This window comes from Streptomyces sp. CA-106110, assembly GCF_050936285.1.
In the GTDB taxonomy this organism is placed as follows: Bacteria; Actinomycetota; Actinomycetes; order Streptomycetales; family Streptomycetaceae; genus Streptomyces.
On sequence record NZ_JBNJNB010000002.1, the window covers coordinates 149,469 to 172,704 of the forward strand.

Here is a 23,236-nt window from a genome sequence, read left to right on the forward strand (position 1 = left end):
GTTCGGACAGACTTGTCTAGGGTGTGGCGGTTGCGGTGCGGTAGAACTCGGCTGCGGTGAAGGTGGCGGGGACGCCGAGTTCGGCGGCGACCGCGGTGATCGCGTTAACGCCGATGGCGAGGTCGACTCGGCCATCGGTGGTGAACTGCGATGCGATGTACGCCTCGTAGTGGGCCCGGACTTCATCCTCGGTGTGTCGGCCGAGGAACGTCTGCAAGTGCCGCACCGTGGTGTCGGGGTCGTTGTGGATCACCTGCAGGGCGCGCAGGTGGGCTCGTACGACGGCCTGGACCGCGGGGTCGTCCGGGTCGGTGTAGGTGGGGTCGACGGCCACGCCCACGGTGGGGATCTGGAAGTGGTCGCCGAAAAAGGCCAGCACCTGCCAGCCGTGCTCGGCGGCGACAGCCTCCGGTGCCAGGGTGTCACCGATCACGGCGGCGTCGATACTGCCCTCCTCCAGCTGGCGCAGGTCCATGCCGAAGTCGCCGGGCCAGCGGACGATGGTCTGGACGTCGCGGTCCGGGTCGAGGCCGGCCTGACGCAGCACGATCCGGGTGAAGCACCCGGGTCCGGTGTGGGGAGGGTGTACATTCAGCCGCCGGCCGGCCAGGTCGGCCACCGAGGCAATGCCGGGGCGGGCGAGAATCCAGAACAGCGGGCGGTAGGTGTTGATATTGAGCGCGACCCAGGGGATGCCGTCCCTCAGTCGGGACAGTACTGTCCGGCCGAGCCCGATGACTGCGCCGCGGCGCAGCCGCTGTGCGTCCCAGGTGCAGCCGTCGCGCAGTGCGACATGGACGCCCTCGTCGGCGTAGAAGTCCTCCTGATCGGCGATGTAGGTGACCAGTTCCTCGTGCGGGCCCCGCCCCACGTAGGCGAGATCGATCGTATGCATAAACATTTTCCTTTGACGTGACGGTGTGCCCGATGCGGTCCGCCCCTCGGCCGGACCGAGACGGTATGGCCCCGTTTGCGCAGGACAGGACGTAGCGGTGCGGCGCTTGCGAAGATGCGCTGGGGCCTGTGCTGGTTGTAGCACTGCTCGTATTCGCACAGCGCGTGGAGTAGATGGGCTTGGTTCCAGATCAGGGCGCGGTCGAGGAGCTCAGTTCGACAGGACCGCACCCATCGCTCCATGACCGCGTTCAAGCGCGGCATCCGGACACCGCTGTGGAGGACCTCGATTTCCTCGGCCTGCAACGGTGTCGAAGGCGGCCGGGTAGGACGCGTCCCGGTCGCGGATCACAAACCCCACCCCGGCGCCGGCGTCGTGGATGTCCATGACCATGTTCTCGCTACCGTCGCCGCCTGTACCTGTCGACCTGGTCCCGGTCGACCTCGACGCCAAGCCCCGGGCTGTCGGGCACGACGAGCTGGCCGTTCTCGTAGTGGACGGAGGTCACGGTGAGGTCTTCCTGCAGCAGCAGCGGCCCGATGAGCTCACACCCCATCTCGAGGTCCGGAAGCGAGGCGAACACGTGCGCCGCGGCCGCAGTGCCGATCGACGTCTCGATCGCGGTGCCTCCGTAGCAACGCAAGCCGCCGTGGGCGGCGATGGTCGCAACCTCCACTGCCGCGTGCAACCCACCAGCCTTGCCGATCTTGACGGAAACCGAATCACACGCTCTCGCGTTGACGGCGGCCATCACGTCGACGGGGCGGCAGACACTTTCGTCCGCCATGATGCGCAGGGTCGTCGACCGCTCGACCAGCACTGCCATCCCGGCGAGGTCGCGGCGATCGACCGGCTGCTCGACAACGCTCACGCCCATCGCTTCCAGCTCTTTCACGCTGGACACGGCAGTGCGGTAATCCCAGCTGCCGTTCGGATCGACGAGGTAGTCGCAGCCCGCGCCGATTTTGGCGATGAGACGGGCCGTCCGCTTGAGGTCCTCAGCGGGCGGCAGCGCACCGAGCTTCAGTTTCAGCGCCGGGTGCCCCTGCCCGAGACGCTCGACGGCCTCGTCGACGACTTCTTCCTCCCCGCTCCCGCTGAGCGCCCAGCGTACGGGCAGCCGCAGGCGCGCCGCACCACCGAGCAGGCGATGGACGGGCACTCCGAGCACCAGGCCGGTGGCGTCGAGTATCGCCATCTCAACGGCGGCCTTGGCGAACTCGTTGCTGTGGGTCACCCTGTCCATCGCGGAGCGGATCAGCGGGAGCGCCAAGCAGTCCATGCCTTCCAGCACCGGGGCAAGGTAGACCTCGATGAGCTGCTGCTGCCCCTCGACGCTTTCGCCACTCCACCACGGACCGCCCGGCGACACCCCTTCACCGATGCCGATGACACCGGCGTCCGTGTGGACCTCCACCAGCAGGTAACTCTGGTGGCTGATCTCGTGGTTGGCGAACCGATGCGGCCGGGACGTCGGCAGATCGACGATCGTGGTACGCAGCTTGGCGATCCGTAGCGTGCTCACGACTCTTCCGTTCTTGAACGATGTTTCGTACGTGTCGAGAAAGGAGTCATCTCGTCACTCGGGCAGTTCCAGGACGAGCTCCTCGCTCATCGCTCTGGACACGCAAATCATCATCACCGAGTTCTCGGCGCGCTCGGATTCGCTCAACACGTCGTCGCGGTGTTCGGGCAGACCCTTGACCACCCTGGTCTCGCACGTGCCGCAGATGCCGTCCCGGCAGTCGAAGTCCAGATCGTAGCCTTCGCGTTCGAGAGCTTCGAGAATCGATTCGTCCGGGCCGACCCGTACCCTGTGCCCCGAATCGGACACGATCACGTCGAAGCCGGTGTTGTCCGAGGTATCTGCCCGCAGCGACGACTGGAACCGTTCGACTTTCACCAACGACGGATCCGGTGCCAGGTTCTCGACAGCCTGGGTCATCCCCTCCGGCCCGCAGCAGTACACGGTCGAGCCCTTGTGCCGGTCAAGGAGCGCCTGGAGGTCCACCAGGCCTTCGTGCTCGTCATCGGCATAGATAGTGACCCTGCTGTCCGCCCAGGAGACGATCTCGTCGTGGTAGGCCATCAGCGAGCGACGGCGACCACAGTAGACGAACTCGAAATCCTGGAAATGGGTGGCACGCAGCTGCCGCAGCATGCTGAGGATCGGGGTGATCCCGATACCTCCGGCGAGGAAGAGGTACCTGTCCGCGTGCACGAGTGGAAAATTGTTGTACGGACCCTCGACCGAGATGACGGCCCCGACAGGGAGCTCGTCGTGGACGTACGTGCTGCCGCCGCGCGAAGTCGGCGACCTGTGGACGGCGATGGTCCAGCTGCCGTCCTCCCGGTCGGGGCCGCACAACGAATACTGCCGGGTCAGGCCGGTCGGCAGGCTGAGGACGATGTGCGCGCCCGGCTCCCACGCCGGCAGCCGCTCGCCCGCAGCATCGACCAGTCGGATCTCGACGACGTCGTCCGCGGCCTGCCTTCTCCCCTCGATCCTCACCTGTCGACTCGTGTCTTTCCGGCTCATGCCTCTCCCGTCTACCTCGCCTCTGGCTGCATCTGCACCCACGTCACGCCGCCGGCGAGCCGCCGAGGTGGCCTCCGAAGAAGTCCAGGGTGCGGTGCCAGGAATCGGCGGCGGCTTTTGCCGACTTGTGCCCCTCCTCGGTCAGCCCGGCGAGGAAGCTGTGCCCGGCGCCCTCGTACCAGACGACCTCGTGCTCACCGGGTGCTCGCTCAAGTGCCGCCTCAAGCAGGTCCACCTCGTTCGGGTCGATGTAGTCCTGCCGTCCCCAGAAGCCGAGCACCGGACCAATGGTCCGGGCGGCGACCTCGATCGGCTCGTCCGTCGGGACCTTCGCCCCCGCCACGCCCCGCGGGAACGCGTAGTAGGTCACGGTCGCCTGGTTTTGGCGGCTCGCCGCCGTCAGCAGCGCGTACGTGCCGCCCAGGCAGAACCCGAGCATCCCAAAGCGCCGAGTCCCACCCCCGATCTCATCGATAACCTTCCTGAGGTCGTCGACAGCCTGCACGTCGTCGAGCAGGGCACGCCGCTCGTATGCGGCTTCCCGGCTGGAGTCCCTGGCCTCACCCACCCGGTGGAACAGGTCCGGGACAATCGCGCGGTAACCCTGCTCAGCGAGTCGGCCGGCCAGGTACCGGTAGAACGGGTTGACCCCGTAGATGTCGGACGCGATCACGACCTGTGGCGGCTCGCCGCCACCTCCCGCACGGCCGGTATCGGGCTCGAACACCAGGTACGGAACCGAATCAGCACCGGACGTGCGGCGCTGATCCCGGCGAACCGACGAGGGCGGACGCGGGGCGGTGGAGTGGACGTGGCACATCAGAGCACCGATTCCTTTCTCGCAACTACTGGGGTTGGAGCACGAACGCGAACTCGCCGCAGGTCCAGCTGCCGCCGTCGACGTCGGTCTTGCTCAGCGGGATGATCAAGCCCGGCTTGACGCCCGCTGCGCAGTCGCTGTCGAGGAAGGGGTCGCCCTCGAAGTAGAGCTGGGTGACCAGCGGCTTGTAACCCTCGGCGGTGATCCTGAAATGCAGGTGCGCGGGGCGCCATGTGTGCCGCCCGAGGACCTCGTTGAGCAGGTGTCCCGTCGGCCCGTTCTTCGGGATCTCGTACGGGGCGGGCCGGATGCTCCGGAACTCGACGCCGCCGTCCTCGTCCACGGGGACGCGGGCGCGCAGCACATAGTCGTCCGGCATGCCGACGTCGATGAAGCTGTACAGCCCCTCGCTCGTCGCCTGCCACACATCGACCACCGCTTGGGAGACGGGCTCCCCACCCGGGCTGCACACCGTGGCCTTGAACAGCAACTTCTCGCCGACCTCGTTGGGCCGCATCGGCAGCGTGTACGGCCGCTCGCTCAGCAGTGGCGCTCCGGGCTTGTAGTAAGGCCCCTCGATAGCGCTTGGTGTCCACGGCCCGCCGCCGTAGCTGGTGGTGTCCACCGTCGCTTCGAGGAAGTTGTCCATCCACAGCGGCCACTCGCCGGCGTCGCTCACCCGGATCATGTACTGCATGACCGCGGCGTAATCCTCGTATTGAAGACCGTGACGAACGATGAAATCCCTCGTCAGGTCCATAAACTTGTCGAACAAATCGACGGTGCGCTGATCAGTCATCTAATTCTCCTGGGGAGATCGCGGGAATGCGAATTCAGCGTCCGCGTAGCCGGCGGATCCGGTCTCACCGCAACGCTAGGCGCAGCTGCACGGCGAGGACCAATACCGGATCGGAACAGGTGCTCGTGCTGTGCGGGTATCGAGGCCGGCTGTTCCCCGGGATCACCCGGCCTCGAGCGACGTGGCGGACACGTGATCAAGGAATGCCTCGACGAGCCAGGGCACGTCGTCCGCGCGATACAGGCAGCCCAGCCTCACGGGTGGCACGCCGGCCAGCGGCACGAAACCGACGCCCGGGAGCGCGATTCCGGTCGCGGACCGGGGGACCACCGAGCAGAAGCCGGTCCTCGCCACGTACCCCAGGGCAGTGACCACTGAGCTGTACCGGGATTTGTGGAGTCCCTGATGCCAGGGTTACCGTCCTGGCGAAGGAGAACCACCAGCACCATGGCAGCACCCCGTAAATATCCCGACGAGCTCCGTGAGCGCGCGATCCGTGAGGTCCGTGCCACCGGCCGCCCCATCGCCCACGTCGCGAAAGACCTCGGCATCCACAAGGAGGCTCTGCGCGGCTGGGTCCACCAGGCAGAGGCCGACCGCGGCGAGCGCGAGGACCGGCTGACCACTGCCGAGCAGGACGAGCTCAAGCAACTCCGGAAAGAAGTAGCGGAGTTGAGGCGGGCGAACGAGATCCTCAAAGCTGCCTCGGTGTTTTTTGCCCAGGAGATCGACCGTCCCCGGACGAGGCCGAGCAGGTGATCGACCATCTGCTTGAAGGCTCCCCTCCCTGAAGGACTCCGTTGGGAAGTCCGCAAAGCGACGGTGATGGGCTGTCCGGACTGCCATGATCAGCCTGTTCGTCGAGCGAGGATGGGGTTGGGTGTCACTGGAGTCGCGGGCTGATCGCGGGGTGCCGGAGTTGACCGCTCGGGTGGTGCGGGCTTCGTTCCCGAAGGGAACGCTGGCGGTCCGCATCCGGGAAGCGCTTGGTCCGCTGTTCGAGGACGAGTCCTTCGTCGAGGCGTTCTGCACGCGGGGGCGGCCGGCGGTCTCGCCCGGAGCGCTTGCGCTGGTCTCGGTGCTGCAGTACGCCGAGGAGCTCACCGACCGGCAGGCCGCTGACCAGGTGCGGGCGCGGATGGACTGGAAGTTCCTCCTCGTGCGCCACGAGGCGCCGGTGCGCCGTGAGGCGCGGTGAATCGAAGGAGGTGCGAGACCTCCTCGCCAGGTTGTCGCAGCAGCCTGGTGGGAGCTGAGCGCAGTCCGATCCGGGAGACGCCGGGGAGGGCGGGAAGCAGCGCTGACAAAGCCGGGACTGCTCGGAACTACCAGACGGGCCGGGTCCGGCGAGCGAGATCAGAGGGCGTACGAGAGGAACCAGTGGTAAAGCTCCGTAAGCGTGGCACCGGCTCAAATCTGGTGGATATGGGCCGGGTTGTAGCGCACAGTTCGCTCGTTGAGCGGGCTGACTCCGTAGCCGACTTGGCGTGTCGGTGGGGAGGCCACGGCGAAAGCCTGCGGCGTAACCGTGGCGATGCTGCCGGGGCAAAGCTGGGCGCCGGACTGACCGATCGATTCACCGTGAACACGGGAACCATCTCGCGTTGTTCCCCGGGCCCGGAATCCATCCGGGTTCTTGGGATAGATACGTCGTCTGTCGAAGGCGCGGGATGGGGCGGAGGCCCCGTAGTAGTCCGAGCGGACGAGAGGTCCGCGCATGGCGAAGGGGGCCAGCAAGTCGGCAATAAGGATGCTGGAATGCCGGGAGGCCGTTGGTGAATACCGACGAACTGGAATACGTCTTACTCAAGGCGGAACGCCGGGTACTGGAAATCCAGACCAAGCTGCACCGTTGGGCCAGTGATGACCCTCATCGCAGGTTCGATGATCTGTACAACCTCGCCGCGGACCCGGGCTTCCTGCTGGTGGCCTGGGATCGGGTGCGGAATAACAAGGGCGCGCGCACGGCGGGAGTGGACGGCGAGACCGCCTACTACATCGAGTCCGTGCGGGGGCTGGAGGGGTTCCTTTCGGAACTGCGAGATGATCTCAAAGCCCGCACCTTCCGGCCCCTCCCGGCTCGGCGACGCGCGATTCCCAAGGCTGGCGGCAAGGTCCGCTACTTGGGGGTCGCGACCATCCGAGACCGGGTAGTCCAGGCGTCCGTGAAACTGGTGTTGGAGCCGATTTTCGAGGCGGATTTCCTCCCGTGTTCCTACGGATTCCGTCCGAATCGCCGGGCTCACGACGCAGTGGCCGAGGTGCACCATTTCGCATCCCGCTCGTATGAGTGGATTGTTGAAGGTGACATCAAAGCCTGCTTCGACGAAATCTCGCACACCGCTCTTATGGGCCGGGTGCGGGAACGGGTCGGAGACAAACGTGTCTTGGATCTGGTGAAGGCATTTCTGAAGGCTGGCATCCTCGATGAGGACGGCACGCTGGTGGATACCAACGCTGGGACTCCGCAAGGGTCGATTCTTTCGCCGTTGCTGAGCAATGTGGCTCTCTCGGTCCTGGACGAGCATATCGCCCAAGGGCCGGGCGGCCCCGGAGCCAGCCCGTATGGAAGGGCCAAGCGACGCCGTCAAGGTCTGCCCAACTACCGTCTCGTGCGGTATGCGGACGACTGGTGCCTGCTCGTGTCGGGCACCAAGGCACACGCTGAAGCCCTGCGGGAAGAAATCGCCGGGGTCCTGTCCACGATGGGCTTACGCCTGTCGCCGGAGAAGACCCTGATTACCCATATCGACGAGGGCCTCGTCTTCCTCGGCTGGCGCATCCAGCGCCACCAGAAGCGAGGCACCGGCAAACAGTACGTCTACGTCTATCCAGCCAAGAAGGCCCTGGTGGCCGTCATGGCCAAGGTGAAGACGATATGCCGGCGGAGCACGAACCTGTCGCTCGAAGACCTGCTGCGTCAGCTCAACCGGATGCTGCGGGGCTGGACCGCGTACTTCAAGTACGGGTGCTCGAACGCGACTTTCAGCTATCTGAGGGCCTATCTCTGGAAGGAGATCATCAGATGGCAGGAGCGCAAGCATCGGCGCGTTCCTTGGAAGGTACTACGCCGACGCTACGGCATCTGGCCCGCCGAGGGCGGGAAGGAATTGTTCGATCCGGCAAGAGTGAGCGCAAAGCGCTACTACTACCGGGGAACACGCATCCCACACTGTGGCCGAGCACAGCATGAAGTGAACACCGACCCACGGGACTTGTGGAGAGCCCGGTGCGCTTAGCGGTGCACGCCGGGTTCGGGAGGCGACCCGGAGAAACGGGCTGGTCGTGAGGCCAGTACCGCGCTCCGGGTCGACCTCACCTATTTTCCGGGCGGGGGTGAAAGGACTCCGCCGCTGGCCTGTCGCAGCAGGCTAGCGAAGCTGAGGGCAGCCTGATCGCGGAGTCGCGCGGGAGGGTGGTAAGCAGCCCTGACAACGACGGGACGTACCGGAACTGCCAGACGGTATGGGCCCGGCAAGCGAGACGAGAAGCTGTACGAGAGGAACCAGTGTCTGAAGCCTCGTAACACTTCCACCGGCTCGAATCTGGCGGATCTGGGCCGGGTGCAGTGCTCGTTCCCACGAAGGAGGTGGGGGCGTCTCCGTGGCTGGTGAAGTGCGCTGGTCCGGAGGCCATGTTGAAGGTCTGCGGCGTAGACATGGCGATGCTGCCGGGGTACAGCTGGGCGGCTCACTCGACAACCGGATAGCGGTGAACGTGGGAAGCGGTCCGATGCCGCCCAAGTCCCGGCAGCCAGCCGGGCGGAGGGCAGGCCCGTCGTCGGCTGACGGCACCGGACTGTGGCGGAGTCCTCGCAGTAGTCCGAGCGCGCGAGAGGCGCGTACATGGCGAAGGAGGACAGCAAGTCAGCAGCCGAAGGACTGGAAGGCCAGGAGGCCGTTGGTGAATACCGACGAGCTGGAATACGCCCTGACCAGGGCGGAACGCCGGGTACTGGAGATCCAGACGAAGCTGCACCGATGGGCCCGCGAGGACCCTCATCGCAGATTCAGTGATCTGTTCAACCTCGTTGCCGACCCCGCGTTCCTGCTGGTCGCGTGGGCTCGAGTGCGGGGCAACAAGGGAGCCCGCACGGCCGGAGTGGACGGCGAGACCGCCTACTACGTGGAAACCGTGCGGGGCGTCGAGAACTTCCTCGACGGGCTGCGGTCCTCAATCAAGGACCGCACTTTCTGCCCGCTCCCGGTCCGGGAAAGGATGATCCCCAAGGCGGGCGGCAAGAAGCGCCGTCTGGGGATCGCGACCGTGACCGACCGGGTGGTGCAGGCGTCCCTGAAGCTGGTGCTAGAGCCGATTTTCGAGGCGGATTTCCTCCCGTGTTCTTACGGGTTCCGCCCGAACCACCGGGCTCATGACGCGGTGGCCGAGGTCCGCCACTTCACTTCCCACTCCTACGAGTGGATCGTGGAAGGCGACATCAAAGCCTGCTTTGACGCATCGTCACACTGCTCCTTGTGCTGATTGTGGGGGTCAGAACAGGCTGTTCTGAGGGGTCGGGGGCTCGATACGCAGGCCTTTTCTGCGTCCGGTGCGGACGTGGACGGCCTTCAGTTCGCCGTGCTTGACACGCTGCAACAGGGTCTGGCGGGAGACGCCGTAGGCGAGGGTGGCCTCGAGCATGGCGAGCCAGCCGTCGGGGGCGTCCTCGACGAATAGGGCACGGAGTTCGTCGGTGAGGCGGATGCGCCAGGGGGCGCCGGGGGTGTCCTGCTCGCCGGCGATGAAGCCGTCGCCCAGCCAGCGATGCAGGGCGGAGGGCGCGAGACCGAGTCGGTCGGCGGCCTGGGCCACGGTGACCAGCTCTCCTTCCTGCGGCTTGTCGCTCTTGGTGTGGCAGGGGATGCCCCAGTGGTGCCGTAGTGATTGGACTCTACTGGCCGTGTATGACAATCCCCGGGCGGTGCGCCGACCTTGGCGGTTGAGGATCCCGGCGATCTGGGCGTCCGGGTAGTGCACCGCCAGGCGGCGGATGAGGTCGACGGTGTCCTCGTCGGTGCGGATCTTCGGCTGCGGTCGGCGGATCGGCACCACCAGTTTGCTGATCGCGCCGCCTTTCCAGCGCATGACTGCCTCGGCGCGCGGGTCGGAGTCGTCGCGGTGGACGGTGAGGGTGACGTCCTCGAGCAGGGTGTGCAGCAGCTGCTTGCGGTCCTTGTCGGTGGTGGTCTCGGCGGTCCAGACCGGGTGGAGGTCGTCGGCGAGGGCGAGCACCGTGGCGCGCTCGGCCGCGGTGAGGGCGGTGGGCCGGCGGCGATCGCGGCGGGCGAGCTCGGCCTCGGCGGCGGCCAGGGCCGTGAGCGTCTTCTCCCAGTCGGCCTCCAGGCCGCGGGCGACCAGGCGGTTGTCCGGGTCGACGGCTCGGTAGCGGCGCTCGGCGCGCAAGGCGTCGTAGCGGGCGCGCTCGACCTCGCGCCGGTATTGGGCAAGCGCCGTGTCGTGGTCGGCTTCGAGTTGGTCGGCAGCCTTGAGGCAGGCTTCCAGGGCGGCGGGGGTGAGCGCGGCCAGGAACGCGGCGGCCACCGCGGCGTCGATGGCCTGCCCGCCGACCTGCAGGTGGCGCGTGCCGCGGCCGTCGACCAGCTGTCCGGATCCGGTGCAGTAGTAGCCGGGGGTGGCCTTGGCAGGGCCCTGGTAGAAGACGGCGAGTTTGCGCCCGCAGATGCCGCAGACGGCCAGGCCCTGCAGCAGCGCGCACCCCTCACGGACCGCGCCGGTGCCGGGCTCGTGACGCCGCGGGCGGGTGTTTGCACTGATTTTCTCCTGGTTGGCCAGGTAGTCCTCCCAGGTGATGAAGCCCTCGTGGTGGTCCTCGATCAGGACCTGCCACTGGTCGCGGGGCAGGACGCGGCGGTGGGTGCGCACGGTGCCGTCGGTGTCGAGGCGGCGTTCGAAGCGGGTGCGGCCGTAGACGTAGGCACCGGCGTAGGCGGGGTGGGTGAGCGTGTTGTGCACCGCGTGGTAGGTCGGCTCGACCCAGACGATCTCGGTGCCGTTGACGTACCCGGTCGGCTGCAGCGGCCACTTCAGGCCCTGCTCGCGCAACCACAGCCACACCCCGCGCGCTGAGCCGCAGGCGGCGAAGTGTTCGAAGACCGCGCGGATCACGCCGACCACGGCCTCGTCGGGATGGAAGAGGATCTCGCCATCGGCTTCGCCCCAGACCAGACCGACGGGAAGGCCGCGTCGCAGTTCCCCGCGGGCGGCCTTGTTGCGCACCCCGCCGTCGAGGCGGGCCCGCAGAATGTGCAGCTCAGCTTCGGCCATGGTCCCCTTCATGCCCAGCACGAGGCGGTCGTCGAACCGGCGCGGGTGGTAGACGCCGTCCGCGTCGGCGACCAGCGTGTCGGTCATCGCCGCGAGGTCGAGCAGCCGGTACCAGTCCGCATTATTGCGGGCCAGCCGGCTCACCTCGAGCGCGAGGATGATCCCGACCTGGCCCAGGCCGACCCGGGCGGCCAGCCCGGCGAACCCGGACCGCCCCAGGGCACTGGCGCCGGAGATGCCCTGGTCCTCATCGACGACGCTGACCTGCGCACGGGACCACCCGAGCGCCACCGCACGCTGGCCCAGATCGTACTGGCGGGCCGTGGACTCCCTGTTGCGTTCCAACTGAAGCAGAGTGGACTGGCGCACGTAGACGATCGCCGCTCTTTGCCGATGGGACGCGGTGACTTTACTGTGCTCACTCATCGTCAGCCTCCGTTCGGCGTGCGGCGGTCATCTTGGCGATGAGATGGGCCAGCTGGGTGACGGCCTCTTGCAGCTGGGGCTGCGGGAGTCGGCCGATCACTTGGTTCTGCGGCGGGGATACCTGCTCGGGGAGCAGACTGAGTTGGACAGGCTGCACGGTCGTCCTCCTTGCACGGTGACTGCCGTGCAGCCTGCTCCCGCCCAGCGATCGCCCGGGCGAGAAGCGAGGAAACCAGCCCGTGCGCCTCCAACAGCTTGACCGACGAGGCAAGTTGCCTGATGCGATCGTCTCCGGCGCCGGTGGCTTCTTCCCTGTCCTGAGGGAAGTCAGTCCAGGCGGCCGGGATGAGCGACTTGCTCCCGTCCGGCAGGACCAGCAGCAGCTCCAGCCGTCCCCGGCAGTGCATCTGGCCGAGTACCTGAAGGCTGCGGCCCTTGAGCGGGTGGTGGTCCCTGACCACCTGCACGGACCTCACCGCGCACCACCGTCTCGCAAGGGCAGAGCGACCTCCGCACAGCCGCCGGCGCGCAGCACGGCGCGGGCCACCAGTACCACGGTGGGTGCGTCCACGCTGGTCAACACGGTGCCCAGGTCAACGGGGACGCCCTCGACCAGGCTCGCGCACAGCCGCAGCACCTGGCCCTCGCCGGTGGAGCAGGCCAGCCGCCCGCGCTTCAGACAGGCTGCCACCCGCGACCAGTCGACGAACGCCATCGGCGTCCCGTCCGCAGCAGGGACGATCTCGACGAAGTCCGCGATGAAGTCGTCGCGGCGCAGCCACCGTTCCTGGCCAATCAGCAACTCGACGGCCGCCACCGCGCAGTACAACCCCGCGGCCCCAGCGCGCAACGCGGCCGCGAGGTCCTCGATGCGGGTAGTAAGTCCGGGCTTCGTTCGACGAGATCTCGCATGCCGCTTTGATGGACCGGGTGCGCGCTCGCGTCGGGGACAAACGCGTCCTGACCCTGGTGAAGGCGTTCCTGAAGTCCGGCATCCTCGGCGAGGACCGGGCGTTCAGGGAGACCAGCGCCGGAACCCCGCAAGGATCAATCCTCTCCCCGTTGCTGAGCAACGTGGCCCTCTCCGTCCTGGACGAGCACATCGCCCGGGGCCCGGGAGGTCCAGCGAGCACCTTCAACGACCGCCAGAAACGCCGCCGTCGCGGACTGCCGAACTATCGGCTGATCCGTTACGCGGACGACTGGTGTCTGGTCGTGTCGGGCACCCAGTCCGACGCGGAGGCGCTCAAGGAAGAGGCCGCCCAGGTCCTCTCCACGATGGGCCTTCGCCTGTCGCCGGAGAAGACGCTGGTCACCCATATCGACGAGGGCCTCGATTTCCTTGGCTGGCGCATCCAACGCCATCGCAAGCGAGGCACCAGCAAGCACTACGTCTACACCTACCCGTCCCGCAAGGCCCTCGCGGCCGTGATGGCCAAGGTCAAGACGCAGTGCCGCAGAACAGGCACAGACGTGCCATTCGACACCCTGCTCATCTGTCTCAACCGGATGCTGCGGGACTGGTGCGCCTACTTCCGGCCCGGAGTGTCGAGTGCCGTTTTCCAGTACCTGAGCTCGTATGCCTGGGGCCGGGTGATCTGGTGGCTTCGGCGCAAGCACCCCCGAATGAACTGGAAGAATCTGCGCCGCCGCTTCTGCGGCGGCTGGTGGCCGGCCAGCGAGGAACGGGAACTGTTCAGCCCGGCGAAGGTGCACACCACGCGCTATCGCTACCGCGGATCAGTCATCCCCTCCCCATGGCCGCTCACGAGGTGAGGCCAACCATCAGGACATCACCGGGACTTGTGGAGCGCCCGTTGCGTTGAGAGGCGCACGGCGGGTGCGGGAAGCGGCCCGGAGAAACGGCCCGGCTGAAAGGCGGGGACCGCGCTCCGGGCCGACTTCACGGCCTGGAGCTGGATGACCCGGGGTTCGACTTCTCCGTCCTGAGCGACTTCCGTGCCCGCCTGATCGAGCACGGACTGGAGGAGAAGGTCCTGGACCTGGTCCTGGAGCGGGTCTGCGGGATCGGGCTGCTGCGCGCGGGCGGCCGTCAGCGGACCGACTCCACCCATGTCCTCGCGGCGGTACGGACGTTGAACCGGATGGAGTTCGTCGGCGAGACTCTGCGCGCCGCCTTGGAGGCCTTGGCGGCGGCCGCCCCGCAGTGGCTGTCCCTGCTGTTGAAGGCTCCCCTCCCTGAAGGGAGGGGATTCTCCACCTTCCAGGGTTGAGCGGGGATGTACGGCTCAGACTGCCTCTTGGTCCAGCGGACCAGGTGGTCTTACACCCTCGACACCGTCCGGGTTCCAACCTGCCCGGACCAGCATCACGCGGGCGGAGTTCTTGTCCCTGGGGGACACGGCTGCGCACACCGTGCAGGCATACGTTCTCATCGAGAGAGGGAGTGCGTGCTTGGTTCTCGCCCCGCACGTTGCGCAGTCCATCGTGGTGTGCGCCGGGTGCACCAGACGGACGTCCCGTGCGTGCTTGCGGCCCATCTCGATCAGGGCACGCTTCGTCGCCGCGATGGCCGCGTCGGCCGCCTTGCGGGCCATGGTGGTCTTCGCGAGGAACTTCGGGCGGAAGTCCTCCACCGCAACCCCGTCATGATCACGCATCACGGCCTTGGCCCACTTGCGGCCGGTGTCCTCACGCTGCCGCGCGACCTTCCTGTGCAGCCTCGCTGCCTGTGCCTGCGCCTTCCGGTAGCCGGTGGATGCACGCTGTCCTTTCGGTCGCCGGCGCCGGGCCATCATCCGCTGGTACTTCGCGAGCCGCTGAGCGGACCGCTTGCCGTGTTCGGCATGCGGAAGGTCGTAGGCGTCATCCGTGGTGGTCGCGGTCTCCTTCACACCCCAGTCCACGCCCAGGACGTGGCCGGTCTCCACAAGCGGCTCGACCTGGGCCGGGGCGACGAAGGAGGCGTACCAATGCCCGAGCGTGTCCTGGTACACGCGCACACTCGACGGGTCGGCCGGAAGAGCCCGCGACCACACCACGCTCAGCACGATCTGGCCCGCAAGGTGCAGACGACCGTCCTTGAGGCGGAAACCGCGCCGGGTGTAGTTCAGCGACGGTCGGCTGTCCCGCTTGCGCTTGAAGCGGGGCATCCCCGCCCGGCGGTGCTGCGCAAGCCCGTCCTTGATGTCCTTCAACGCCTTCGCCCTCGACCTGGCGAACTCCCGGATCACCTGCTGCTGCGGCACGCTCGCGCCCTCAGCCAGCCACGGCATCACCCCGCGGGCGTCGGTCAGCATCCTGTCCAGCTGCGCCGGACCACACGTCAACTTCTCGCCGCCCGCTCTGCTCTGCGCGTGGGCCTGCCGGGACTTGGCCACGCATTCGTTCCAGATCCAGCGGCAGCGATCCCACTCGGCTTCGAGTGCGCGCCGGGCTGTCTTCGACAGGCGTACACGGAAGGTGTACCGGGCATGCCCGGTGTCCTTCGTGGTCGCTTCTGTCGTCATGCATCCGAACCTACCTGGGAGGACTGACAGTTGAGAGTTCTTGACCGTTGTGGGCGGCATCACGGCCGTGCGGGGTGGACGCCGGATCGCCCTGACGGCGATCCGGCTGTCCCTGCCCTGCTCCGCAGGAGTCCGATTCCTCCCCGGCCTGAAGGCCGGGGCATCCTCGGAGAAAGCCGGTGAACGCCGACTGGGCCAAGCGCTACGGTGCCCGGATCGACTCCTACCGCTTCCCCAAGGGCGACAACGTGCGCCAGGAGTGGGCCGAGCAGGTGGGCCGGGACGGCTTCACGATCCTTCACGCCGCCTTCGCTCCCGGTGCTCCGGGCTGGCTGCGGGAGATCCCCGCCGTCCAGGTCCTGCGCCGGGCCTGGGTGGAGCAGTACCACCGCGACGGCAAGGGGGTGCGCTGGCGGGAGGGCAAGGACCTCCCGCCAGCCAGACGCCGACTGTCCTCTCCCTACGACGTCGATGCCCGCTACGGCCTCAAGCGCGGCTCGGGCTGGTGCGGCTACAAGACCCACCTGAGCGAGACCTGCGAACCCCATGCCCCGCACCTGATCACCCACGTGGTGACCACGGACGCGACCGTCGCCGACACCGAGGTGACCGAGGTGGTCCACCAGGGCCTGGCACAACGGGAGTTACTGCCCGACGAGCACGATGTGGATGCCGGCTACGTCACCGCCGCGCACATCGTCACCGCCCGGAACGAGTACGGGATCGAGCTGGTGGGGCCGGTCCGTCTGGACACGTGCCACGAGAACCATGAGGGCGAGCACTTCGCGCAGAGCGCCTTCACGATCGACTGGCAGGCGCGCAAGGCCACCTGCCCCCAGGGAAAAACCAGCACCAGCTGGTCCGACCAGCGCAAGAGCAGCGGCACCCCCGTCTCACGGGTGCACTTCACCGCCCAGGACTGCGGGAGCTGCCCCGTTCGCGAGAAGTGCACCAGGGCGGCGAACGGCAAGTGGGACCGCACCCTGACCCTGCTTCCCCAGGACCAGCAGGAAGCTCTGGAGACCCGGCGTCGTGAGCAGCTGACCGACGAGTGGCAGCAGCGCTACAACATCCGTGCCGGGGTGGAGGGGACCATCTCCCAGGCCGTCCAACGCACCAGCACCCGCCGGACCCGCTACACCGGCCTACCCAAGACCCACCTCGGCCACATCTTCGCCGCCACCGCCATCAACATCATCCGACTCGACGCCTGGCTGACCGGGACACCGCTCGGCGAGACCCGTATCTCACACCTCACCCGACTCGAACTCGCCGCCTACGACAACGCCAAGCCAGTTTGCGGATTTCCCAACGGAGTCCTTCAGGGAGGGGAGCCTTCAAGAATCGGCTTGGCAAGGAACGCCAAGCCCGCCGCTTGGTCGCCCAACCCGCCGCCCTCGGCATGAACGTCACCGTCTCTCCGCAGGAAGAAGTCGCCCGAGCCACAGAGACATGAACCAACGCACGTCATTTTCAAGAGAGGTGTCCATCCACAGCGGCCACTCGCCGGCGTCGCTCACCCGGATCATGTACTGCATGACCGCGGCGCAATCCTCGTATCGAAGACCGTGACGAACGATGAAATCCCTCGCCAGGTCCATGAACTTGTCGAACAAATCGACGGTGCGCTGATCAGTCATCTCATTCTCCTGTGGAGATCGCGGGAATGCGAATTCAACGTCCGCGTGGCCGGCGGATCCGGTCTCACCGCAACGCTAGGCACAGCCGCACGGCGAGGACCAATACCGGATCGGAACAGGTGCTCGTGCTGTGCGGGTATCGCGCCGGCTGTTCCCCGGGATCACCCGGCCTCGAGCGACGTGGCGGACACGTGATCAAGGAATGCCTCGACGAGCGAGGGCACGTTGTCCGCGCGATACAGGCAGCTCAACCTCACGGGTGGCACGCCGGCCAGCGGCACGAAACCGACGCCCGGGAGCGCGATTCCGGTCGCGGACCGGGGGACCACGGCGCAGAAGCCGCTCGTCGCCACGTACCCCAGGGCAGTGACCACATCCTCCGCCTCTCTGGCAACGTGTGGCGAGAACCCGGCTTGGGCACACAGCTGGCCGACCTCGTCGGCGAAGCTGGGGCGGGGGGCCGCGGGAAAGAGCACGAGTTGCTGCTCCTGCAGGTCCCCCAGCTCGGCCTCGCCCGCCTCCAGCAGCGGGTGCGCCTCGGGAAGAGCCAGGTACAGCGGCTCGCTGGCGACGTGCCGCACGCAAAGCCCCGGCTCGCTCGGGTACCGGCGGCTGAACCCCAGGTGCATTCGCCCGTCCCGGATCGCATCGGCCTGCACGTTCTTCGCCGCCCGCTCGAGGTGGAGGCTCACCGCGGGACGGGTCTCGAGAAACCCGCGCAGCAGGCGCGGCACTGCGTCGAACATCGGGGAGCCGAAGTAACCGACCACCAGCGAGCCGGCCTGCCCCGCATCGGCAAGCCGCGCGCGGTCGATGGCGTGCTCGGTCAGCTGCACGATTCGATAGGCCCGGTCGAGCAAGACAGCACCGGCCTCGGTCAGCTCGACGCCGCTAGCGGTGCGAATGAACAGGCGCGCGCCGATATTCCGCTCGAGTCGCACGATCCGCCGGGTCAGCGGCGGCTGGGTCATGTGCAGCCGCGCCGCGGCCCGGCTGATATTCCCCTCCTCAGCGACGGCGATGAAGCATTCGAACTGCCGGAGATCGATTGGGAGCACGTTGCCGAGAGTACTGAATGCCATGAAACCTCTCTATGAAACCGAGCCCCGGTTTCATAGTCGGTCAAACATCTGTCGATGACGTTGGGCTGGTGTCGGATCTGGCCGAGCCCTCGCCGCAGGGTGCAGGTGAGGTGGTCGGGAGCGATGAAGGCGGCGTCGGCCGGGGCAACGTGCCAAACCAGCGATACCAGGTGACCGGGATCGCGCTGATCTTCCGCAATTCGATCCCGTCCGCACTGATCGGCAGCCATCGCCCGATGGCGATGGTGAGCCGTCTGCGGACGTCCGACCAGCTCCATTGAACCCTCCCTCCGCTGAAGCAGGGGGATTCCTGACTCAGGCTGCCTGCGGGCCCAGCGGACCTACAGGTCTTACACCCTCAACACCAGCCGGGTCGGAACCTGCCCGGTTCGGTACTACAAGCAAAGGAGTTGCTGTGCCAGCCTGGCTCTCGCTCAGCATGGTGTGCTCGCTTGGTTCTCGCACCGCACACCGAGCAGCTTACCCGGTCGCGTGGACGGTCTTTCGCCCTGGAGGCGAAACCCCGTTGCCTGCCCTGCTCCGCAGGAGTCCGATTCCTCCCCAGCCTGAAGGCCAGGGCATCCTCGGAGGAACCAGGTGATGCCCTCTCCTCAGCAGCCGGATGACCCGCCATCAGACGAGGTCGTCCAGCTTGCTGATGACGTGCGTGGCGACGGCATGCCTGATGTAGTGGGCCCAGCCGCGGGTGACCCCGTTGAGATTGATCAGCACCACGGCGAGGTCCTGCTGCGACGTTCTGTGGGGGAGGTGAGGGATCCTTGCCTCCCCGAACGAAGAGGCCGGTCGGCGATGAAGGTGTAGACGTACCACTTGTTCGTTCCGCGCTTGCGGCGCCACTGGATATCGGGCGCTCACCCGTGACACTCGAAGCCCACGCTGCGCTGGAGAAAGCGACCCCGGTGCCGGCCCACCTGCACGGCCGGGAGCCGGAGGATGCGGTGCGGGCCGCGGGTCGAACTGCTGACCACCATCACCGGCCAGGACGTCGAGGAAGGCGAGGGCTGCATCTTCCCGATCGCCCGCAAGGTCGCCAAGGACCGGACGATCTCCACCGTTGACCCCACCACCCGGCACGGGCACAAGACCGCCGCCCGCGGCTTCGACGGCTCCAGGGGCCACATCGCCGTGGACCCCGACGGCGAGATCATCACCGCCACCACCGCGACCTCGGGCGACACCGGCGACGCGGAAGCCGCCGAGCCACTGCTCGCCGACATCGTCGATGACACCGACCACGGACACCCTCTTGCCCTGTCCGCGGGCGAACCCTTGGACTCACTCATCCAGGCGGTACCGCGTCCATCCCGAACCATGCGGCCATCTCCTGGCAGGCCGGCAGCCCTTAACGGAGCCGATCCCGGTCCGCGAACGCGCCCCTCAGCGGACACCGCGCGCGGTGTTCGGCGCGGGCCACCATGCTGCGTCTGAGATCGGGGTCGCCGGTGAGCCGGTAAGTCGGGGGACGACGTCGGTGACCACGGAAACCTCGCCCCTCTCGATCGTCTGGTACCACGAGATCCAGGTCTCGATCTGTTCCCCGCTCATGCCCAGTCGCCATCGCCGCGCGAAGGCTTCCTCAACGCTCTCAGGCTCGTAGCGGTAGGGCCGACCGGTGGCCCGGGCGATCCGGGTGACCGCTTCGTCGAGGGTCAGGGCCTCGGGCCCGGTGATCTCCAGGATCGCGCCGTCGTGCTCGGAGCGGCGATCTTCGTCGAGGGCGACGGCCGTGATCACGTCGGCGATGTCCTCGTGGGTGACGAAGGCGGCCCGGCCGGTGCTCGCGGGGCCGCTCACGAGGAAGTCCTCGTTGGCCAGGGCGGCCGGCGTGGACGTGTAGAAGCCCGCCCGGAGCACCGTGTGCCGGATCCCGGCCCCTGCCAGGAACTGTTCGGTCAGCCACTGGTCGCGGGCGTTGATGTAGGTGGCGGTGGGCGCCGCGCCGACGAGGGACACATACAGGACCCGGTCCACGCCGACCGCGACCGCGGCCTGGACCGCGGTGGCGTGTTCCTCCAGTCGGCGCCCCGTGCGGTGTGCGGAGACCAGGATGAGGGTCGACGCGCCCTCGAGTGCCTTGCGCATGTCCGCGGCGTCGGCGTAGGCGGCCGGACCGCGTCGCTGGGCACCTGGCAGTTCGGGCATGCGGTCGGGGTTGCGTCCGACGAGGAGCTGGGGGACGCCGTGGCCGGCGAGTCGGGCCGCGATCCGGCTGCCCAGCGCCCCGGTCACCCCGGTGACCGCCACCGTGGCGTGGTTCTCCTCAGACATGAGAGTTTCCCTCCATGCGGGGCCGCCGCCGATCGCGGAACCCCTGCTTCCGATTATGTACTTGAACTGGCTCGCAGGCGGCGACGGATGGTGCCGATCACCTCGCCGGCGGCCACGTGCAGCGCCGCGCATACGGTGGTGATGCCGTACCGGACCTGGTCGTGGGTCCACCACCCGGGCATGCCCGGGATCATCGGCAGCACCGGAGCCGAGCGGTTCAGCGCCTGGATCTGCGACTACTCATCGGCGCACAGGACCAGTGCCTTCTGCGGCGGGTCGAAGCGCAGACCGACGATGTTGCGAACTTTGTCGTTGAACTGCGGGTGGTTGGACAGCTTGACGGTGCCCTACGTGGTGCGGCTTGAGTCCGAACGTCCTCCGGATCCGCCCCACGGCGGACCTCGACACCCCGCTCTGCGCCGCCATGGACGCTTGCGAGCAGTGCCTGGCGTCCTTCGCAGTGAGATCCAAGGGGCCCCGACCACCACTGCCTTCACCGCCTCGTCGGAGAATTCGCGCGGGGCACCCGTGCCAGGCTCCTCCGCCAGACGTCCAGGCGCCACTCCAGGAAACGGCGGCGCCACGTGCCCACCGACTGCGGCCAGATGCCGAGTTCGGCGGCCACGTGCCGGTCCGACTCTCCCTCCGCGCAGCCCCCTACGATCCAGCACCGCCGAGCCGGAGCCTGAGCCGAGGCCGCCCGCCGCGACCAGCGCACCGGTGTCTCGCGCTCGTCGTCGGTCAAAGCCACCTCGGCCGCCGGCCGTCCCATGCCCGCGGTGCGGGCAAGGCAACACGCATCCAACGAACTTCAGGCGCAGGACACCAGTGTCCGTGATCCTGTCCGTGTCATTCGCGGTCAGAGCACAGCTGCCGGTCAGGCTCATTGAGGACGCCCAACTCAGGTGACTTCGACGCGATCACGCGACACTAGTCGACCAGGTCACCCACGCAGAAGTACTGCATGTGCTTCAGCGCCGCCTTGCTGTGGAAATCCGCGAATTCCGCGGTCGCGTCCCGCCCGGCGAACATACGGGCAACGAACGATCCGCCCGGGTGGTGGTCTTTCCATTCGCTGAAGTCGTAGACCTTGCCCCCGATGACGATCCAACAGTCCTCGAAAGTGTTGTGCTGCGCGAGCTCGTCCTTGGTCACCTTCCGGTCACCGGTCCACGGCTTCTCCGGCTTCCACAGATTGCGCATCACATCCTTGCGCGCGGTGGCGATCACTTCCCGGTCGCGGAAGTCCCACGGTCCGAGCTTCTTCTTCGGCAGGGTGTCCCCGACGTTGCGCGCGTCGAAGTCGTAGATCCACGAGTCGTCGTTGCCGGCACGCTGCTCGTGGGCGAACAGCGGGAAGTCGCGCTCGTTGGCCGCTGCAAGCACCGCTTGGCGCTCGGGCGTGTCATCGGGTTCCAAGACCTTGAAGTTGAACTTGGACGCGAACTGGAAGCGACTCGCCCGGTAATGCCTGACGCGCTCGTAGTGCAGCAGCGCGCTGAAGACGTCGTCGCCGTGCAGCTTGAAGCAGCTGCTCAGCGCCGCGCCGTCCTCGAGGGTCTGGTTGACACCCTGACCGAACGTCGGGAGCATCGGGTGCGCCGCGTCGCCAAGCAGGCAGATCCGGCCTTCCTGCCAGTGTTCGAGCGCGTCCCGGTCATAAAGCCCCCACTTCGTCGGCTGCACCATCGCCGCGCCCATCGCGAGAACGTCATCCTTGCGAGGGTCGCCGGCGAACGCGCGCTCGGTGGTCTCGAGGATGTCCGAGTTGTCGATCGGCTTCCAGCCTGCCCAGTCCTCGGGGAACTCGGCCGAGTCCGGGGTGTACACGCCGTACCACACGTTGAGCAGTTCCCCGCCCCGGACCCAGTACGTCATCACCCAGGCGGTGTCGTGTCGACGGGTGTCCATGGTGTACGAGTCGATCGGATTGTGGTCGAGCGGGCTACCGTCCGGCTTTCGCAAGGCCGCGACCTTCTCGCGAGGTATCAACCCCCGGTAGCACACAACGTCTGTCCAGCGCGACTTCTCCTTGCCGGGCCAAGTCTCCTTCAGCACCTTCGAGCCGATCCCGTCGGCTCCGACCAGCACATCGGCGGTGACTGTCGTTCCGTCCTCGAAGACAGCCGTCGCGCAGTCCGCGTCCTGCCACAGCTTTACGAGGCGCTTGCCCATGTGGATGCGGATGGGGCACTTCACGCCGGAATCGGGTCCGAGCTCGCTCACCCGCTTGTGCAGGCACATCAGCAGGTCCTGCCGGTGCATGTGGTGGAAACCGCCACCCTGGCTCAGCAGTTCCGGCGTGTTGTACGGGATCGCCTTGCGGGACATCGATCCGTCGGCCAGGATCTCTCGGGACGCCTCCAAGACCGCCGCGCGCCCGCCGTCCGGCACGCCATCCGGGCCCTTGGGATCACCACCGTCGAGGTCGACGCCCAGCCAGTGGCACAAACGGGCACCGTTCGGAGAGATGTTCAGCCCGGCGCCGGCTGTGGTGGGCGTCGGGGTCTGCTCGTAGACGTCGATCGAATCGAATGCGCCGCCCGCTTCGCGGAGAGCCAGGGCAGCAAAGAGGCCGCCCATTCCGCCGCCGATGATCACGCAATGCATATTTCCTCCGGGTCGTCTTCGATTCGGGAAGCAGTCGCGTCGTCACGCAGAGCACGTTGCCGAGAGGTTAAGCAGCGGCGTCGTATGCCGTCCAATACCGAAATCGAGCGACCTTCATACCCTTCGTGAACCACGTTACGCCGTTCCGGCCGCTCTCCCTTTACGGCAGTTTGCAGATAGCTGCTGCCGGGCTATCTGATCATGGTGTGATGTCGGCGCACGTGTGCCCATTCCGGCGGCAGAGGCGGGCGCGGTGTTGATGGTGGCGGCGCCAGGCGGACCACCACAGCAGGCGGGAGGTGTCTCGTTGGGGTGGCCCAGGATCAGGCGCGCAGCGGCGGAGGGGTTCGTGGCTGCCGAGGGGAAGGAGGCCGGCCTCGG

At 67.3% G+C, this 23,236-nt stretch carries 22 protein-coding genes and 4 pseudogenes; 9 read left to right on the top strand and 17 right to left on the bottom strand.

The genetic code is table 11. The features are described 5' to 3' along the window. Positions 1-16 precede the first annotated feature (16 nt). The 7 genes and pseudogenes from ACQEXA_RS58320 to ACQEXA_RS58350 all read right to left on the bottom strand — a co-directional run bounded on the left by ACQEXA_RS58320 (position 17) and on the right by ACQEXA_RS58350 (position 5,407). A complete protein-coding gene (locus ACQEXA_RS58320) occupies positions 17-895 on the bottom strand; it encodes an ABC transporter substrate-binding protein (RefSeq protein ID WP_433134912.1) in 879 nt (292 codons plus the stop codon). Positions 896-1,074: 179 nt separating this feature from the next. Continuing rightward, positions 1,075-1,158 (bottom strand): annotated as a pseudogene (locus ACQEXA_RS58325) (integrase core domain-containing protein); the annotation flags it as partial. Between the two features lie 137 nt (positions 1,159-1,295). Next, positions 1,296-2,420, bottom strand: coding sequence for a muconate/chloromuconate family cycloisomerase (locus ACQEXA_RS58330; protein WP_432940667.1), 1,125 nt, complete (start codon positions 2,418-2,420; stop codon positions 1,296-1,298). Positions 2,421-2,474: 54 nt separating this feature from the next. Then, complete coding sequence (locus tag ACQEXA_RS58335) at positions 2,475-3,434, bottom strand: PDR/VanB family oxidoreductase (protein WP_433134914.1); 960 nt, start codon at positions 3,432-3,434, stop codon at positions 2,475-2,477. A 43-nt stretch (positions 3,435-3,477) separates the two neighbouring features. After that, positions 3,478-4,161: a dienelactone hydrolase family protein gene (locus tag ACQEXA_RS58340; protein ID WP_432940673.1), complete on the bottom strand. Its 684-nt coding sequence runs from the start codon at positions 4,159-4,161 to the stop codon at positions 3,478-3,480. A gap of 118 nt (positions 4,162-4,279) precedes the next feature. Further along, positions 4,280-4,951, bottom strand: a complete 672-nt coding sequence (locus tag ACQEXA_RS58345) for a catechol 1,2-dioxygenase (protein ID WP_433134915.1) — start codon at positions 4,949-4,951, stop codon at positions 4,280-4,282. 264 nt (positions 4,952-5,215) lie between these two features. After that, a complete protein-coding gene (locus ACQEXA_RS58350) occupies positions 5,216-5,407 on the bottom strand; it encodes a hypothetical protein (RefSeq protein WP_433134916.1) in 192 nt (63 codons plus the stop codon). A 93-nt stretch (positions 5,408-5,500) separates the two neighbouring features. Between ACQEXA_RS58350 and ACQEXA_RS58355 the strand changes: the two genes are divergently transcribed. From ACQEXA_RS58355 to ACQEXA_RS58370, 4 genes and pseudogenes are all read left to right on the top strand, one after another. After that, positions 5,501-5,812: a transposase gene (locus ACQEXA_RS58355; RefSeq protein WP_432940680.1), complete on the top strand. Its 312-nt coding sequence runs from the start codon at positions 5,501-5,503 to the stop codon at positions 5,810-5,812. A 121-nt stretch (positions 5,813-5,933) separates the two neighbouring features. Continuing rightward, positions 5,934-6,212: pseudogene (locus ACQEXA_RS58360) on the top strand (transposase); the annotation flags it as partial. A 616-nt stretch (positions 6,213-6,828) separates the two neighbouring features. Next, positions 6,829-8,292, top strand: a complete 1,464-nt coding sequence (gene ltrA, locus ACQEXA_RS58365) for a group II intron reverse transcriptase/maturase (protein ID WP_433134918.1) — start codon at positions 6,829-6,831, stop codon at positions 8,290-8,292. A 664-nt stretch (positions 8,293-8,956) separates the two neighbouring features. Continuing rightward, positions 8,957-9,535, top strand: a complete 579-nt coding sequence (locus tag ACQEXA_RS58370) for a reverse transcriptase domain-containing protein (protein WP_433132685.1) — start codon at positions 8,957-8,959, stop codon at positions 9,533-9,535. Between the two features lie 9 nt (positions 9,536-9,544). Here the strand turns inward: ACQEXA_RS58370 and ACQEXA_RS58375 are convergent, their stop codons facing one another. The 4 genes and pseudogenes from ACQEXA_RS58375 to ACQEXA_RS58390 form a co-directional block, all read right to left on the bottom strand. Continuing rightward, the gene (locus ACQEXA_RS58375) at positions 9,545-11,764 is read right to left on the bottom strand and encodes a recombinase family protein (RefSeq protein ID WP_433134919.1); all 2,220 of its coding nucleotides are present in this window, start codon (positions 11,762-11,764) and stop codon (positions 9,545-9,547) included. Beyond that, positions 11,757-11,921, bottom strand: coding sequence for a hypothetical protein (locus tag ACQEXA_RS58380; protein ID WP_359412609.1), 165 nt, complete (start codon positions 11,919-11,921; stop codon positions 11,757-11,759). The genes ACQEXA_RS58375 and ACQEXA_RS58380 overlap by 8 nt, the downstream gene beginning before the upstream one ends. 163 nt (positions 11,922-12,084) lie before the next feature. After that, positions 12,085-12,240, bottom strand: a pseudogene (locus ACQEXA_RS58385) (DUF5372 family protein); the annotation flags it as partial. After that, complete coding sequence (locus ACQEXA_RS58390) at positions 12,237-12,614, bottom strand: hypothetical protein (protein ID WP_359412606.1); 378 nt, start codon at positions 12,612-12,614, stop codon at positions 12,237-12,239. The pseudogene ACQEXA_RS58385 and the gene ACQEXA_RS58390, both read right to left, overlap by 4 nt. A 71-nt stretch (positions 12,615-12,685) precedes the next feature. Here ACQEXA_RS58390 and ACQEXA_RS58395 point away from each other — a divergent pair, with 71 nt between their 5' ends. Then, positions 12,686-13,540 (top strand): reverse transcriptase domain-containing protein, encoded by an 855-nt coding sequence (locus ACQEXA_RS58395; RefSeq protein WP_433133296.1) that lies wholly within the window; start codon positions 12,686-12,688, stop codon positions 13,538-13,540. A 134-nt stretch (positions 13,541-13,674) separates the two neighbouring features. Beyond that, positions 13,675-13,941, top strand: a pseudogene (locus ACQEXA_RS58400) (IS1182 family transposase); the annotation flags it as partial. Between the two features lie 72 nt (positions 13,942-14,013). On the opposite strand, the gene ACQEXA_RS58405 reads toward ACQEXA_RS58400, so the two are convergent. Further along, complete coding sequence (locus ACQEXA_RS58405) at positions 14,014-15,234, bottom strand: RNA-guided endonuclease InsQ/TnpB family protein (RefSeq protein WP_433134920.1); 1,221 nt, start codon at positions 15,232-15,234, stop codon at positions 14,014-14,016. 179 nt (positions 15,235-15,413) lie between these two features. Here ACQEXA_RS58405 and ACQEXA_RS58410 point away from each other — a divergent pair, with 179 nt between their 5' ends. Then, positions 15,414-16,640: a transposase gene (locus tag ACQEXA_RS58410; protein ID WP_432940718.1), complete on the top strand. Its 1,227-nt coding sequence runs from the start codon at positions 15,414-15,416 to the stop codon at positions 16,638-16,640. A 3-nt stretch (positions 16,641-16,643) separates the two neighbouring features. Here the strand turns inward: ACQEXA_RS58410 and ACQEXA_RS58415 are convergent, their stop codons facing one another. Next, positions 16,644-16,874 (bottom strand): hypothetical protein, encoded by a 231-nt coding sequence (locus ACQEXA_RS58415; protein ID WP_433134921.1) that lies wholly within the window; start codon positions 16,872-16,874, stop codon positions 16,644-16,646. A gap of 161 nt (positions 16,875-17,035) precedes the next feature. Beyond that, positions 17,036-17,956, bottom strand: a complete 921-nt coding sequence (locus tag ACQEXA_RS58420) for a LysR family transcriptional regulator (RefSeq protein ID WP_432940714.1) — start codon at positions 17,954-17,956, stop codon at positions 17,036-17,038. 68 nt (positions 17,957-18,024) lie between these two features. On the opposite strand from ACQEXA_RS58420, the gene ACQEXA_RS58425 reads away from it, so the two are divergent. Continuing rightward, complete coding sequence (locus tag ACQEXA_RS58425) at positions 18,025-18,237, top strand: hypothetical protein (RefSeq protein WP_432940711.1); 213 nt, start codon at positions 18,025-18,027, stop codon at positions 18,235-18,237. Positions 18,238-18,589: 352 nt separating this feature from the next. Here ACQEXA_RS58425 and ACQEXA_RS58430 read toward each other — a convergent pair whose 3' ends face one another. Continuing rightward, positions 18,590-18,691 (bottom strand): group II intron maturase-specific domain-containing protein, encoded by a 102-nt coding sequence (locus ACQEXA_RS58430; RefSeq protein ID WP_432940708.1) that lies wholly within the window; start codon positions 18,689-18,691, stop codon positions 18,590-18,592. A gap of 219 nt (positions 18,692-18,910) precedes the next feature. Between ACQEXA_RS58430 and ACQEXA_RS58435 the strand changes: the two genes are divergently transcribed. Then, positions 18,911-19,405 carry a transposase gene (locus ACQEXA_RS58435; protein WP_432940706.1) on the top strand — a complete coding sequence of 165 codons (495 nt, stop codon included), beginning with the start codon at positions 18,911-18,913 and terminating at the stop codon, positions 19,403-19,405. Here ACQEXA_RS58435 and ACQEXA_RS58440 read toward each other — a convergent pair. Continuing rightward, a complete protein-coding gene (locus ACQEXA_RS58440; RefSeq protein WP_432940704.1) occupies positions 19,355-20,245 on the bottom strand; it encodes an NAD(P)H-binding protein in 891 nt (296 codons plus the stop codon). The two genes, ACQEXA_RS58435 and ACQEXA_RS58440, sit on opposite strands and share 51 nt — an antisense overlap. Positions 20,246-21,175: 930 nt before the next feature. Beyond that, on the bottom strand, positions 21,176-22,855 hold the full coding sequence (locus ACQEXA_RS58445) for a cytochrome b5 domain-containing protein (protein ID WP_432940702.1): 1,680 nt from the start codon (positions 22,853-22,855) through the stop codon (positions 21,176-21,178). Positions 22,856-23,236: the final 381 nt, after the last annotated feature.

Bases quoted from the DNA above. Each gene is read 5' to 3' on its own strand.
- ACQEXA_RS58320 (WP_433134912.1), bottom strand. From the start codon at position 895: ATGCATACGATCGATCTCGCCTACGTGGGGCGGGGCCCGCACGAGGAA.
- ACQEXA_RS58335 (WP_433134914.1), bottom strand. From the start codon at position 3,434: ATGAGCCGGAAAGACACGAGTCGACAGGTGAGGATCGAGGGGAGAAGG.
- ACQEXA_RS58345 (WP_433134915.1), bottom strand. From the start codon at position 4,951: ATGCAGTACATGATCCGGGTGAGCGACGCCGGCGAGTGGCCGCTGTGG.
- ACQEXA_RS58355 (WP_432940680.1), top strand. From the start codon at position 5,501: ATGGCAGCACCCCGTAAATATCCCGACGAGCTCCGTGAGCGCGCGATC.
- ACQEXA_RS58375 (WP_433134919.1), bottom strand. From the start codon at position 11,764: ATGAGTGAGCACAGTAAAGTCACCGCGTCCCATCGGCAAAGAGCGGCG.
- ACQEXA_RS58395 (WP_433133296.1), top strand. From the start codon at position 12,686: ATGGACCGGGTGCGCGCTCGCGTCGGGGACAAACGCGTCCTGACCCTG.
- ACQEXA_RS58405 (WP_433134920.1), bottom strand. From the start codon at position 15,234: ATGACGACAGAAGCGACCACGAAGGACACCGGGCATGCCCGGTACACC.
- ACQEXA_RS58415 (WP_433134921.1), bottom strand. From the start codon at position 16,874: ATGACTGATCAGCGCACCGTCGATTTGTTCGACAAGTTCATGGACCTG.
- ACQEXA_RS58420 (WP_432940714.1), bottom strand. From the start codon at position 17,956: ATGGCATTCAGTACTCTCGGCAACGTGCTCCCAATCGATCTCCGGCAG.
- ACQEXA_RS58435 (WP_432940706.1), top strand. From the start codon at position 18,911: ATGCGGTGCGGGCCGCGGGTCGAACTGCTGACCACCATCACCGGCCAG.
- ACQEXA_RS58440 (WP_432940704.1), bottom strand. From the start codon at position 20,245: ATGTCTGAGGAGAACCACGCCACGGTGGCGGTCACCGGGGTGACCGGG.
- ACQEXA_RS58445 (WP_432940702.1), bottom strand. From the start codon at position 22,855: ATGCATTGCGTGATCATCGGCGGCGGAATGGGCGGCCTCTTTGCTGCC.